The 12684-nt window shown below is 57.9% G+C and carries 11 protein-coding genes and 1 pseudogene; 4 read left to right on the top strand and 8 right to left on the bottom strand.

The window, feature by feature from the left end:
- Nucleotides 1-40 precede the first annotated feature (40 nt).
- From ACZ5MJ_RS33485 to ACZ5MJ_RS33475, 3 genes are read right to left on the bottom strand one after another with little or no spacing between them, the layout of a single operon-like run.
- On the bottom strand, nucleotides 41-1087 hold the full coding sequence (locus ACZ5MJ_RS33485) for a LysR family transcriptional regulator (protein ID WP_464226769.1): 1047 nt from the start codon (nucleotides 1085-1087) through the stop codon (nucleotides 41-43).
- A 4-nt stretch (nucleotides 1088-1091) separates the two neighbouring features.
- The gene (locus tag ACZ5MJ_RS33480) at nucleotides 1092-2738 is read right to left on the bottom strand and encodes a thiamine pyrophosphate-dependent enzyme (protein WP_464226768.1); all 1647 of its coding nucleotides are present in this window, start codon (nucleotides 2736-2738) and stop codon (nucleotides 1092-1094) included.
- A gap of 42 nt (nucleotides 2739-2780) precedes the next feature.
- Entirely contained in the window at nucleotides 2781-3749 is a 969-nt protein-coding gene (locus ACZ5MJ_RS33475; protein WP_464226765.1) for a Bug family tripartite tricarboxylate transporter substrate binding protein, read from the bottom strand.
- Nucleotides 3750-4172: 423 nt separating this feature from the next.
- Here ACZ5MJ_RS33475 and ACZ5MJ_RS33470 point away from each other — a divergent pair, with 423 nt between their 5' ends.
- Genes ACZ5MJ_RS33470 through ACZ5MJ_RS33460 form a run of 3 tightly spaced genes read left to right on the top strand, consistent with a single transcriptional unit; the run spans nucleotide 4173 to nucleotide 7118 of the window.
- On the top strand, nucleotides 4173-4781 hold the full coding sequence (locus tag ACZ5MJ_RS33470) for a DsbA family protein (RefSeq protein WP_464226764.1): 609 nt from the start codon (nucleotides 4173-4175) through the stop codon (nucleotides 4779-4781).
- Nucleotides 4782-4783: 2 nt separating this feature from the next.
- The gene (locus ACZ5MJ_RS33465; protein ID WP_464226763.1) at nucleotides 4784-5956 is read left to right on the top strand and encodes an acyl-CoA dehydrogenase family protein; all 1173 of its coding nucleotides are present in this window, start codon (nucleotides 4784-4786) and stop codon (nucleotides 5954-5956) included.
- 40 nt (nucleotides 5957-5996) lie between these two features.
- The gene (locus tag ACZ5MJ_RS33460; protein ID WP_464226762.1) at nucleotides 5997-7118 is read left to right on the top strand and encodes a CaiB/BaiF CoA transferase family protein; all 1122 of its coding nucleotides are present in this window, start codon (nucleotides 5997-5999) and stop codon (nucleotides 7116-7118) included.
- Between the two features lie 38 nt (nucleotides 7119-7156).
- On the opposite strand, the gene ACZ5MJ_RS33455 is transcribed toward ACZ5MJ_RS33460, so the two are convergent.
- Both ACZ5MJ_RS33455 and ACZ5MJ_RS33450 read right to left on the bottom strand, forming a co-directional pair.
- Nucleotides 7157-7945, bottom strand: a complete 789-nt coding sequence (locus ACZ5MJ_RS33455; RefSeq protein ID WP_464226761.1) for an aldolase — start codon at nucleotides 7943-7945, stop codon at nucleotides 7157-7159.
- A 52-nt stretch (nucleotides 7946-7997) separates the two neighbouring features.
- Nucleotides 7998-8996, bottom strand: coding sequence for a Bug family tripartite tricarboxylate transporter substrate binding protein (locus ACZ5MJ_RS33450; RefSeq protein ID WP_464226760.1), 999 nt, complete (start codon nucleotides 8994-8996; stop codon nucleotides 7998-8000).
- A gap of 148 nt (nucleotides 8997-9144) precedes the next feature.
- Here ACZ5MJ_RS33450 and ACZ5MJ_RS33445 point away from each other — a divergent pair, with 148 nt between their 5' ends.
- Entirely contained in the window at nucleotides 9145-9741 is a 597-nt protein-coding gene (locus ACZ5MJ_RS33445; RefSeq protein ID WP_464226759.1) for a helix-turn-helix domain-containing protein, read from the top strand.
- 107 nt (nucleotides 9742-9848) lie between these two features.
- Here the strand turns inward: ACZ5MJ_RS33445 and ACZ5MJ_RS33440 are convergent.
- The 3 genes and pseudogenes from ACZ5MJ_RS33440 to ACZ5MJ_RS33430 all read right to left on the bottom strand — a co-directional run bounded on the left by ACZ5MJ_RS33440 (nucleotide 9849) and on the right by ACZ5MJ_RS33430 (nucleotide 12601).
- Nucleotides 9849-10101: pseudogene (locus tag ACZ5MJ_RS33440) on the bottom strand (DUF1289 domain-containing protein).
- Nucleotides 10102-10149: 48 nt separating this feature from the next.
- Nucleotides 10150-11907 (bottom strand): biosynthetic-type acetolactate synthase large subunit, encoded by a 1758-nt coding sequence (ilvB, locus tag ACZ5MJ_RS33435; RefSeq protein ID WP_464226758.1) that lies wholly within the window; start codon nucleotides 11905-11907, stop codon nucleotides 10150-10152.
- A 220-nt stretch (nucleotides 11908-12127) separates the two neighbouring features.
- Nucleotides 12128-12601, bottom strand: a complete 474-nt coding sequence (locus tag ACZ5MJ_RS33430) for an Lrp/AsnC family transcriptional regulator (RefSeq protein ID WP_464226757.1) — start codon at nucleotides 12599-12601, stop codon at nucleotides 12128-12130.
- Nucleotides 12602-12684 lie beyond the last annotated feature (83 nt).

Genomic DNA, 12684 nt, shown 5'->3' with positions numbered 1-12684 from the left:
GGGGCGATGTGCAACAACAAGGAAAAGGAAACAAAGTGTCCTACGGGAACGCAACGAGCATGCCATCTAACGGAAGCTTCTTTGCATCCATTTCGGTCTGAGGCTGTTCGAGCACGGTGCATGGCAACTCCCACTGTTTTGGGGTGGTGCGCATGCTGGGCGTGGCTGTGCTTTGTTTGGGGGCGTCTTCGAAATCCTGCAGCGCGCAGTCGATGAAGGCCTTAACCAGCTTGCTGTTGTCGTCTCGCCGCCAGGCAACGACCAACTCTGCACAGGTGTTCAGGTCCGACAGAGGTTTGTAGACCACGCCGTAGGCATGGAGGTTGGTCACGGATTGCGGAACAATCGCCAAACCGATTCCTGAGCCAACCGTGGCGATGAGCGCTTGGAGGTCCGCAGCTTCCTTCACTCTGCGTGGCACATACCCAGCCCGCTCGCAGTAGCCGAGGATCTCTGAATGAAAGCTGGGTCCGCCTTGGCTCGGCAGAGTGACAAACGTTTCTGCCGCAAGATCCGCCATAGAGATTTCCTGCTTGTCGGCTAGGAGATGGCCTTCAGGAATGGCTACCAGGAATGAACTCCGGGATATGACCTGGGACCGGACCCTTGCGTCCGAATAGAGCGGGCGAAGCAGCGCGACGTCGACCTCGTTGCTCAACAGGGTTTCGTACTGCTGGGTGGCAAGGAACTTGTGGAACTCCACTTCGATGCCCGGACAAGTGCGGAGGAAGGAGCGTACGATTCTCGGCAGAGACTCGTGTGCTGCATGGCTGATAAAGCCGATCCGAAGTGTTCCCAGGCTACCCCGGTCAGCTTGTGTTGCAGCCTCTGCGAGCTTGTCGATACCTTGCAGAACGGAACGAGCATGCTCCAACACAACCTCCCCGGCGGGGGTCAGGGAAACGTGCTGGTTGGAACGATCAAGCAAGCGGACACCAAGCGCATCTTCCAAGGATCGTACTTGCCTGGTCAACGCGGGTTGTGCGACATGCAATCTCTCAGAGGCGCGCCGAAAGCTCAGGCATTCCGCCACCGCTTCGAAGTAGCGAAGTTGCCGGATGTCTATCGAAAGTTGCGGCGTAGACATGTGACTAACCAAACATCGCACCAAGCGACGGCTGGATGGAATGCGTCGAGGGCACTCGCACCTCTACAAGCATCGGGCCTTTCTGCGACAACGCGGCTCGGACCACCGAATCTGCCTGAGCAGCGTCGTCGAAAGCGTAGCCAACCGCGCCATATGCCTCTGCCAAGCGTTTGAAATCGGGATTGCTCAGTTCGGTTCCGCTCGGCCTTGCCGGAAAGGCTCGTTCCTGAAAGGTACGAATCGTCCCGTAGATGCCGTTGTTCAAGACAAAGATTTTGATATTGAGGTTCCGGCCCACAGCCGTAGCCAGCTCATTGCCGTTCATCAGAAACCCACCATCTCCGCAGAAGGCGAGAACCTCTCGGTTCGGTTCTCTCAATGCCGCCGCGATGCCCGCGGGAACACCCATGCCCATTGCGCCACAGGAGGAACTCAGCAAGCGATTGGTCGGTTGCAAAGTGAGTGCGCGCGGGATCCAAAGAACAAAGTTTCCGGAGTCGCCGGTCACGATTGCATGGTGCGACATGTGCCGATTTATCGCGTTGAGCGTATGACCCCAAACATCAGAATCAGGAGTTTTTTCCGGAATCCATCCGTTCGTCTGTGCGCGGGCGCGGCGCACCTGAACAAGCCATTCGCTCCTTTCTTTGACAACGACTTTGCATTGCAGCAGTCGTGAAACAAAGGAAGCTGCGGTGGAGACAACAGCGAGCGATGGCGTGAAATGCCGTCCCATAACGTTGGCGTCTGGATAGACGTGTACTAGTGCCTGGGAAGCATGTCGCTGTCTCGGTACGGAGAATCCGAGGGAGGAGGTTTCTCCGAGTCGGGTGCCAATTGCAACAATAAGATCGCTCTGTTCGCACAAGCTGGAATGAACCTGCGACGGAAAAAACCCCAGTTGTCCTGCCCAATGAGGGTGGTCGTTCGGAAAGATGTCCTGGTTCTTGTTGGTCACCAGGACAGGGACGTCACACGCTTCACTTAGGCGGAGGAGGTCGGACCGAAACTGAGCGCTGACAGACTCCGTGCCGACAATGAACAGAGGACGTTTCGCCTCCGCAATCATTGCGGCCGCTTGCTCAGCTGTTTCCGCTGAGGTTTCCGCAGCCGCGACCCCAAAAACGGGGATGTACTTAGGATCGGCTGCGAGAGCTAAGACATCCTCCGGCAACTCGACGATCACCGGCCCCGGCGTCCCGCTTTGCGACACTGAGCAAGCCCGAGCCATGATCTCTGCTGCCTGCTCTGGAATTGAAATCCGCGCTGTCCATTTCACTTCGGTCCCGAACATAGTTGCGGCGGCTACCTCCTGAACCGCGTCCCGACCGAGATTGGGCATGTCTACTTGCCCGACCAGCACTACTAGTGGCAACGCCTCCTGCGCAGCGACATGGATGCCGATGGCGGCATTCGAAAGTCCAGGCCCGCGGCTACACATAATCACACCGGGCTGCCCGGTTAGCCTGGCGTCGGCGACAGCGGCAAGCGCTGCCGAGCCTTCATGGCGACAGGTGACCAAATCGAAGCCGGAGCGGCCGTAGAGTGCGTCGAGTAGAGGAAGAAAGCTCTCGCCCGGAACACTAAAGGCGCGCGTCAGGTCATGAGCCTGCAGACTATCGGCAATCAGGTCAGCAACGCGATATGTCATGGTAAGTAGTCGAGTAATGAGAGATTTGGCTAGCGTCCGGGCTTACTCAATCTTGAGATTGAGATCGGAGATCATTTTTTTTGTGTCGTGATAATCGGCGCGAGCTCGCTCGACAAACTGCTTAGAGTCGGTACCAAGTGAGACGAACCCGCCTTCATCGAGGATCCTCTTCACTTGTGCGTCTTTCAGAGACGTACGCAATGCGTCTCCGATCTTTGCCTCCACAGCTGGAGGCAACCCTTTGGGGCCGACCAGGCCGATCCATGCGCCGGCTTCGAAGCCAGGCACGGTGTCTGAGATGACTGGGGTTTCGGGTAGCAGAGGAGACCGAGATTTGGTCCCCACGGCAAGAGCGTTCATCTTGTCTCCCTTGACTAGGGACAGGACGACGGGCATCGAGGCCATGAGCACATCGACCTGTCCGCCGGCGATGGCGCTCAATGCTGCAGCCGCTCCTCCGTATGGCACCGTGGTGGTCTTGATGCCGGTGGCCTGCTTCAATTGCTCGACCTTCAGCGTGCTATTCCCGGCGTAGCCAGTAATGGCCTGGTTGAACTTGCCTGGATTTGCCTTTGCAGCGCTGATGAACTTCGGGAGGGTGTCAAGGCCAGAGGCCTTCGATGTCACCAGCACGAGAGGGGAATAGCCAATCAGACTGATGTAGTCAAACGAGTTGAAGGCGTCGAACTTCAGGTCCTTGTAGAAGAGATTCGCCACTGCGTGCGAGTCGTAGACGACAAGGAGGGTGTAGCCGTCTGGCTTCGCGCGGGCGACATCCGCAGCCCCAATATTTCCCCCTGCTCCCGGCTTGTTATCAATAACGATGGTTTGGCCAAGCTCAGCCCCCAACTTTGTACTCACCGCCCGCGCCACGAAGTCAACAGGCCCGCCAGGGGGGTAGGGGACGACGAGGCGGATGGGCTTAGACGGATAGGCATCGGCATAGGCACCGGGAGCGGCGGCGGAAAGTGCCAGCGCCGATGCAAGGAGGGCATATTGGAGAGTTGTCATGGTAGATATCGTCGAAGTCGAGAGATCGCCTCATTCCTCTGGCCGTTCGGGCGGCTGCAAGCAAATGAGAGGGGCGCGTACCAGTCCCAACTAAATCATGCGGAGTGGCGGTTGGGCGCCGCGTCGCCAGTCCGTTCATGCAACTTATGTGCCTACAAGACACAAGGTGTCCTGCGTGAATACTAGCGCCGATACGCGCAAATCAGCATGAGGGGGAACCCGAACCCCGCACCGAAATGTGGAGCAGACCGCAGGAAATCTGTGCATTCCGCATCGATTCGGGGCGGAATGCGGAGGCGCCGGCGTGATACCGAGTCGGCATCGCGTGTGTACGGATTCGGTATTGGGCGGAGGCAACCGTGATCGCTAGACTGGCTGCTCGACCACTTGGCCGCCCCTACATTTCTCGACTGAGAGCTGCGAATGACCGATACCATCGACGCCTATTACTGGATGCAATCCGACTGGGCTTACTTCGGCAACCCACGATTGAACGAGCTTGGTCAGCGCTACGGCCTGAAGGTGAAGCACAAGCCGATTGATTTGGCGACTGTGTACTCACGTACCGGCGGAATCAAGTTGGAGTACCGCTCCGTTGAACGGAAAAACTACCGTCTGCTGGAGATGAAGCGGTTTCGCGACATCCTGGGAATGCCAATCAATCTGGAACCCAAGTTTTGGCCGAAGACAGGGCACCTCCCGTCCTGGTTCGTCATCGCAGCAGAGGTTCTGGGTGCTGAGACGTACGACATCTCCCAAGCGATCATGACCGCGCTTTGGGTAGACGATGTCAACATCGAGGATCCAAGGGAGCTCGTGCGCATTGCTGAGGGGCTTGGGCTGCAGGGAGAGAGGATCCTTGCGGAGGCAACGGACCCACGTTCCGAGCTCACATACATCCGAAATACGAACGAAGCGATCGCGCGTGGCGTCTTCGGTGCGCCGTTTTACTTCTTTCGCGGCGAGGCGTTCTGGGGCCAAGACCGTCTGGACATGCTTGAGCAGACCATCAAGCGCGCCCTCGAGGTCTAGCGATGACGGCAAGCGGAATCTATGAGGTTTGGGACAAGCGCCTTTCCGGCGATGAAAAAGATGCACTTGCTCGAATTGAGGCGTTTTGCAACGACATTATTGAGCCGTTTGCCCGGAATTCCGCGGTGGACCGAGTGCACGTATCTCGCAAAATCGCAAAGGCATGGGGGGGACTGGGCATGCTGGGGCTGCAGACACCGCGCGAACTCGGAGGCCTGGGAGCGTCATACTTTGCAAAGATCAGCATGGTTCATGCACTGGCCAGGCGGAGCTTTGCGACGGCGTTCAGTCTGAACAATATGCAGAGCATGGTCTACATCATTGCCACCCGCGCTGCTGAGGAGGTTAGAGAACGGCATTTGTCGCGCCTTCTCCAGGGGGATGCAATTGCTTCCGTGGGTATCACCGAGCCTAACGGTGGTAGCGACCTAGCAAACATGCGGACAACCGCCACGAAGGTTTCGGGTGGGTGGGTCGTATCCGGGGAAAAGGCCTGGATTACCAATGCCACGATCTGCGACCTGATGCTTGTGTCCGCGCAAACGGCCACTGGAACACGAGGAATTGGACGTTTCATCATCGATATGTCTGCTGCCGGGGTGGAGCGCCTGCCAGCACATCCCATGGCAGTCGGGCATCCGGCGGGACTCGGCGGTGCGAGGTTTGACAAAGTCTTCGTGCCAGATTCGTACATGGTCGATGCACCTGGTGAGGCGTTTCGTCTCGGCATGTCGGCCATCAACGGGGCACGCACCCACGTTGCGGCAATGTGTGTCGCAACTCTGCAACAGAGCTTGGCGACGGCTGTCCGATACTGCGTTGGACGTCAAGCCTTCGGTGAATCGCTACTGAACCATCAGGGACTGAAATGGGACCTGGCCGATGTCGCAAATCGCTTGGAAGCAGCAAACCTTCTCACCTACCGGGCGGCAGAGCGTATTGCCGACGGTTGCGACGCGACCCTCGCTGCGGCCCACGCAAAAAAGTTTGCCGCGGAATCGGCGCTCTTCGGCGTCGAGCGTTGCATGCAGGCAATGGGTGCTTGTGCGGTGCTCGAATCAACCTCGCTCGTCAGGCATCTCGGGGACCTGAAGCTTGCTGGATATGCTGACGGCACCACGGAAATGCAGAACGAGCGCATTGGTGCATTTCTCATCGATCATTACGCGGACTAACTACCAACGTTCGTTTCCCTCCCTTCCTCCTGGAGGTCACGTGAATCTTAGCGATAGCTTTGCAGGCCTAACAGTTTGCGACCTGAGCCAGGGGATTGCCGGCCCACACGCAACGAAGCTGTTTGCTCAGTTCGGCGCGGATGTTGTGAAGGTGGAGCCTCCCGACGGGGATTGGGGACGGCTTCTTGGCGACCAATACGGCGATCATTGTATTCATTCGTGGTACTACAACCTCGGCAAGCGGTCAGTCGCATTGGACCTAAAGGACGAGGCTGGCCGCGAGGGATTGAAAGCTCTCATACGGTCCAGCGATGTATTCGTAGAGAGCTTTCGTCCAGGCGTGGTCAAACGGCTTGGTTTTTCGTACGAAGATGTAAGAGCGCTGCGGCCAGATGTTGTCTATGCCTCGGTCTCGGGCTTTGGACAGACAGGACCGAACAGCGCAAGAGGAACTGTTGATGCGCTTATGCAGGGCTTTTCAGGCATGATGGTGATGAATCGTACCCTGGACGGCGTTCCGCGTCGCCAGAACATGGTGGCGGTGGATGTCGTGACCGGACTGTATCTCCATGTGGCCATCGCTGCGGCGCTCGCGCACCGGCGCGCTTCGGGCGAAGGTACCTATCTCGATATCAGCATGATGCAGTCTGCGGCAGCCTTCCAGGCCGCCAAGATTGCAGAGTATTCGGCCACCGGCGGTGAGGGAAAGCTCTTCTACGCCCCGGTCGGACTACTTCCAACCAGCGATGGGGCTGTATCAGTGTCTTGCCGGCTTCAGCAGCATTTCGTTTCGTTGTGCGAGAGGCTGGGACTACAGCATGTCGTAGGTGATCTTCGGTTCGTAAATGCCACACAACGTGTGGAAAACAACGCTGAGCTCATGACCATTCTGGGCAAGGCTAGCACTGACTTCTCCACAGAAGTATTGCTACGCGAGCTTCACGCGGCAGGCGTGTTCGCCGAAAAGGTCCAGTCCTACGGCGACTGGCTGAAAGATGGTCATGTCAGCGCGACAAATGCATTTCATTGGGTCGGAGCGGAAGGCATCGGTCAGCTGCCATTGGCGCATGTTCCGGGATTGGGAATTCATCGCGAAAGCTCGCCGCTTATCGGTGAGCATACGTCGGAAGTGCTGCAGAGAATCGGAGTCGCGGTAAGGTAACTGAGATGGTGCTCTTAGTGGCCACCATCTCGCTCACCCTAAGAGGTGAGCCTCCCGGACTCAAGTTCCCGGCGAGCGCGGCGGGAATAGTAGGCGAAGGTCGCTTCGAACCGCTTCTGTGTGCTTACCCAACGCTGGGCTTCGCGACCCAGTTCCGGCGGAATCGACTGAATCTCGCCAGCAGCCATTGCCAGAAGTTGAAGGCGAGCGGCTCGCTCGAACATCACCCCGAGAACGCACGCCTCCTCCACCGATGCACCGGCAACCAGGAGGCCGTGGTGCGACAACAGGATCGCCTTCCTGTCGCCGAGCGCCGTGGAGATAATCTCGCCTTCTTCGTTGCCGACAGGGATACCGGGCCATTTCTCGAGGAACGCCGTCTGATCGTAGAGGACGCAAGTGTCCATGTGGGAAATCGTCAGCGGAACCTCCAGCATGGCAAGCGCAGAGGCATGCGGCGCATGGGAATGAACGATGCAGTTCAGATCCGGACGAGCGCGATAGAGCCACGAATGGAAGCGATTCGCCGGGTTCGGCATCCCGCTTCCCGAAAGAACTTCCAGGTCCTCATTGACGAGCAGCAGGTTATCCGCGGTGATTTCGTCGAAGCCAAGACCCAGGCGCTGCGTGTAGTACGTGCCCGGCTCCTCGGCCCGCGCCGTGATCTGGCCCGCCAAGCCGGAATCGTGTCCGAACGCGAACAGGATTCGGCAGGTTTCTGCGACGGCTTCACGCAGGGGCAGCTTGTCAGCCGGGAGTTCCATCTGCATCTTCTGGAGCGAAGACGCGACGATTTCGCTCTTGCTCAGTTGCATTGTGTCAGCCATGGTGTGTCCTTTTGGGATGTGCTGGAAAGGAGGTCAGGTTAGGGGCGACGCTTTAATTTGCTTTGTTGCCTACGCGAAGTAGGCCAGACCATCGCTGATTCTCTTCTGCGATCAGCTTTCGAAATTGTTCGGGCGTCGAGGCGATAGGCTCAGTGCCTTGAGCTACCAGTGTCGCCTTGAATCTAGGATTCGCTGTCGCGGTGGCTACCGCGGCATTGAGTTTTTTCACGATAGCAGGATCGAGCCCCGCCGGCCCGATAAGGCCAGCAACTGAACCTGAAACCAAGGACGGGAACCCCAGTTCGGCCGTAGATGGAACCTGTGGTGCGGTGGACAGTCGGCGCGGATTCGCTACCGCCAGGGCTCGAAGCTTGCCCGATGTCACGAACGGCATGACCTGAGGTGTGGCCTCAAAAGTCATGTTCACCTGGCCCGATACCACATTGGTGACGGATTCAGCGCCGCTCTTGAATGGCACGTGGAGAAACTTGATTTTCGCCATATCCTGGAGCACGCGCATCCCTTGGTACGGCGAACTGCCGACGCCGGCGGTTCCAACGCTGACAGAATCAGGCTTGCCCTGAGCAAGCTTGATGAGATCAGGGAGGGCTTTTGTCGGGACATTTGCGCCCACTACGACCAAGTGTGGGGTTGAGCCAACGAGCGAGATGTAGGTGAAGTCCTTTGCGCTATCGAAGTTCACCTTGACGTCGGTATGCGGATTGACAGCCAGGATACCGACTGTGGTGAACATCAGGGTGTAGCCATCGGGCCGGGCACGCCGCACGAAGTCTGCCGCAATGTTACCTCCCGCACCCGGGCGGTTCTCCACAACGATGGACTGACCGAGCTGTTCCGACAGGGATTTACCGGTGGCGCGGGCCACCAGATCGGTAATGCCCCCAGCACCAAACGGTACGACTAGGGTAATTGGCTTGTCGGGATAATCTGCCGCGTGACCGGCAAGGGGGATGCTCAACAGCATTGCAGTAGAAAGGGTGACCACGGAAGTCAGGTCACGCCAGCGGGGGCGGCTGGGACTCACTTGCATTCTCCTATGTGGCGTTATTGGAAACAAGCGTGTCAAGCATGACACCAAAGTGTCATTCGTGCAACTGAGTTGTCGTGAGGCCGCGCGCCACGTACAATCGCCAGCCGTGGAAGCGCCTGTGCAGGCGCTTGGGAACTCCGGTCTTGGGATGACGAAAAAGCAGGAAGTGAGTACGGAGGCAGCGGCCCCCAGCATTGCGGAGCGCCTGGCAGAGCTTCGCAAGCTGAACGGCTTGACGCTTGAAGAGCTGGCGCAGCGCTCGTCGCTGACAAAAAGTTACCTTTCGAAGCTTGAGCGGGGATTGTCGTCGCCGACTATCGGAACCGTGCTCAAGCTCGCTGATGCGTTGTCGGTGACCGTCGATCAGCTCATCTCCAGGTCATCGCGTGCGAATGAGATCCTTCACGTGAAAGCCGGCGACCGGATTCCATTCAGTCCGTCAACGGAGCGACATGGCTACACCTATGAAGCCATTGCAACAGAGCGGCCGGACAAGGCCATGCAGCCCTTCATCATGCTGCCGCCGTTCAAATTGGCCGAAGACCAGCCGATGGCCAGTCATGCAGGGGAGGAACTGATATTCGTCGTATCAGGGCAGATGGAGGTGGTGTTTGACGACCGCACAGTCCGTATGAATGCAGGCGACTCGCTATACTTCAACGCCTCCATTCCGCACAGGTCGCGGTCAGTGGGCAAGGTCCAGGCGCAAGCGCTTGTAGTCGTCAGCGACCGCAAGAAGGGATGATGCTTTGGGTATTGAGGCCGGCGATCGAGGTCGGAAGCAGTCTACGCCCCATCTCCGAGGCTGCAGTCGTGCTTCCGACAGTGCTTCGTAGCTTCCAGGCGACGGCGTTACTGTTGGCGAAAGCGCTGCGCTGTTGCCTCTGCCGTAATTCGCTCCCAAATCGCCTGCTTCTCATCCTTGCTGAAGAATACCCAACTCACTTCAGTGGCGGTACGGCCGCAGCCCCTGGCATACCTCATCGAACAAGGTCGAGCAGATGCCGATGCAGGGGCTATCGGATCGGGTTGCCGCGAGCGTCTGACCGTCTTCGTCAGCAGCGGGTTTATGAGGATGATGCGAGTAGCTAGAGTCGATGGTCATGCGATAAAGAGGAGCCGATTCGCGAGGCGCTAGTGAGTTAGCTCGGCCTTACTGGTCGTAGGGGTCGCTGAGGATCATGCGGTCCAAGCCATGGCCATTCCGAATCATCGGCCAGACGTTCTCGGATGGATCGATGCGGACGTCAAGGAAGACGGATTGTTGCTTCTCTTCCAGGGCCTCTTGCAGAGCCGGCTCCACCTCTGCCTCGCAGGTAATCGTGATTCCCTTATGTCCAAAGGCGCGGGCCAGGGCTGCGAAGTCAGGTAACGCCTCCATGTACGAGTGGCTATAGCGCTGGCCGTACTCGACGTGCTGCAGTTGGCGAACCATCCCGAGGTAGCCGTTGTTGAGGCAGATGATCTTGACCGGCAGGTCGTACTGCTTGCAAGTAGACAGTTCCTGGATGCACATCTGAATCGAGCCGTCGCCAGTAATCACAACGGATTCGCGATCGGGATAGGCGAGTTTGGCACCCATTGCATAGGGCAAGCCGACCCCCATAGTGCCAAGACCACCGGAATTCAGCCATTGTCGCGGCTGGTTAAAGTAGTAGTGTTGTGCGGCCCACATCTGATGCTGACCGACATCGGAGCAAATCATCGTGTCCGGTGGGGCAAGCCGGTTGAGCGTCTCAATGACGTACTGGGGTTTGATGCTCTGTCCATCTCGCTTGTAGGCCAGGCAACCTGTCGAGCGCCATGCGGCAATATCACGCCACCAAGGCGCGAGGTCGGAAGTCGGTTTCACAGACTTCTTGAGCAGGTCGACAAGCCTCTGAGCGACGCGCAAGGCGTCACCTACAATGGGGACCGTCGGCTTGACGCGTTTGCCAATACTCGCGGGGTCAATATCGATATGGATGATTTCGCGCGGCTTCGCGCTGAACGAAGCGACATTCCCAATTACCCGGTCATCAAAGCGGGCACCAATCGACAGGAGCACATCACACTCCTGCATCGCCCGGTTCGCTTCATAGGTCCCGTGCATCCCTGGCATGCCGAGATAAAGCGGGTCGCTCGCCGGGAAGGCGCCCAATGCCATGAGGGTTGTCGTGACAGGTGCATTCAGCAACCTGGCCAGTTCTTGGACTACCCCGTTCGCTCCGGATGCGACTGCCCCACCACCGACATACAGGTAGGGGCGCTGCGCTCGAGCCAAGGCGCGCGCGGCAGTTCGAATTTGCCCCTCATGCCCATCCATGACGGGATTGTAAGAACGAAGATTTGCGTACGTGGGGTACTCGAAGCGCCCTCGAGCAAGGGAAACGTCCTTCGGAATATCGACCAGAACTGGGCCGGGTCTTCCGGTGCGGGCCAGGTGAAAAGCCTTCTTCAACGTGCGCGGGAGGGACTCCAGACTCGTGACCAGGAAGTTGTGCTTAACCACCGGGCGTGTAATCCCGACAGCATCACATTCCTGGAAGGCGTCCTCGCCGATCATTGACGTGGGCACATTGCCGGAGATGACCACCAGCGGGATTGAGTCGAAATATGCGGTTGCGATGCCGGTAACCGCATTCGTGACGCCGGGGCCGGATGTCACCAAGGCAACCCCCACTTCCCCCGTGGCGCGCGCATACCCGTCCGCGGCATGCACCGCAGCTTGTTCGTGGCGAACCAGGAGATGTGTGACGTCCGATTGCCGCTCTATCGCGTCATAGATGGGTAGAACAGCGCCGCCGGGGTAACCCCATACCGATTTGATGCCCTCTTCTACGAGAGCCATCACTACCATATCGGCACCATTGACTTCAGACTCAACGGACGGTACAGCGCGAATGGGGAACTCGGGGGACGGCAGATTCATGCTCAAACAATCCTTTCGACAACGGTAAGATCAGTCGCGTAAAAGGATTGTAGAGAGACAGCTGCCGCATTAGACGCCGAATTTCTCCCCTCGCGGGCATGGATTCAGCGTTATATGCTGCCGCTGGGTGCCCTTGGTTCCGAATGGGTGGCGTGGACCGTATGACCTGCGCGGAAGAGCTGTGGTCGGCAATGGAAGCCCTCCACTGACTACGACTCGCCTAGTTGCAACGTTGTGGCAATGGAAGCGCTGTCTTGTAGCGCACTTGCTTGAGAGCGAAGCTGGACCGAATTTTCTCGATGCCAGGTATGGGAGTGAGTTGTTCCAAGATAAACCGCTCGAGCGCAGCCATGTCGGCAACTGCAATGCGAATCAAGTAGTCGCTGTCACCAGTCATCAAGTAGCACTCCATGACCTCATCGTGTTCTGCGATGCGGCGCTCAAACTCCACAAGCGAAGCCTTACTCTGGTCCTTGAGGCTGATGGACACAAATACGTTCAGGCCAAGCCCAAGCGCGGCGGCACTCACCAGCGCGACGTACCTCTGAATCACTCCCGCGCTCTCAAGTGCTCTAACCCGCGCAAGGCATGGAGAGGGGGAGAGATGGACGCGTTTCGCCAGCTCTACGTTGGTCAAGGCGCTGTCCTTTTGAAGGTGGTCCAAGATGCGCAGATCAATTGTATCGAGGTTCATACATGCCCTGAAAACAGCCTCGCTGCAGAAGATTATGCTGGAAACAAAGTGTCCTACGGTCTATTATGGCACGTAATTCTGAG

This window comes from Cupriavidus sp. LA-1, assembly GCF_055385985.1.
The sequence above is the reverse complement of the archived record's forward strand: the minus strand, read 5'-3'. Positions and strand labels throughout refer to the sequence as shown.

What these genes read in the sequence shown, in the direction of transcription:
- ACZ5MJ_RS33450 (WP_464226760.1), bottom strand. Translation starts at nt 8,996, where the DNA reads ATGCAAGTGAGTCCCAGCCGCCCCCGCTGGCGTGACCTGACTTCCGTG.
- ACZ5MJ_RS33465 (WP_464226763.1), top strand. Translation starts at nt 4,784, where the DNA reads ATGACGGCAAGCGGAATCTATGAGGTTTGGGACAAGCGCCTTTCCGGC.
- ACZ5MJ_RS33470 (WP_464226764.1), top strand. Translation starts at nt 4,173, where the DNA reads ATGACCGATACCATCGACGCCTATTACTGGATGCAATCCGACTGGGCT.
- ilvB (WP_464226758.1), bottom strand. Translation starts at nt 11,907, where the DNA reads ATGAATCTGCCGTCCCCCGAGTTCCCCATTCGCGCTGTACCGTCCGTT.
- ACZ5MJ_RS33430 (WP_464226757.1), bottom strand. Translation starts at nt 12,601, where the DNA reads ATGAACCTCGATACAATTGATCTGCGCATCTTGGACCACCTTCAAAAG.
- ACZ5MJ_RS33480 (WP_464226768.1), bottom strand. Translation starts at nt 2,738, where the DNA reads ATGACATATCGCGTTGCTGACCTGATTGCCGATAGTCTGCAGGCTCAT.
- ACZ5MJ_RS33455 (WP_464226761.1), bottom strand. Translation starts at nt 7,945, where the DNA reads ATGGCTGACACAATGCAACTGAGCAAGAGCGAAATCGTCGCGTCTTCG.
- ACZ5MJ_RS33475 (WP_464226765.1), bottom strand. Translation starts at nt 3,749, where the DNA reads ATGACAACTCTCCAATATGCCCTCCTTGCATCGGCGCTGGCACTTTCC.
- ACZ5MJ_RS33445 (WP_464226759.1), top strand. Translation starts at nt 9,145, where the DNA reads ATGACGAAAAAGCAGGAAGTGAGTACGGAGGCAGCGGCCCCCAGCATT.
- ACZ5MJ_RS33485 (WP_464226769.1), bottom strand. Translation starts at nt 1,087, where the DNA reads ATGTCTACGCCGCAACTTTCGATAGACATCCGGCAACTTCGCTACTTC.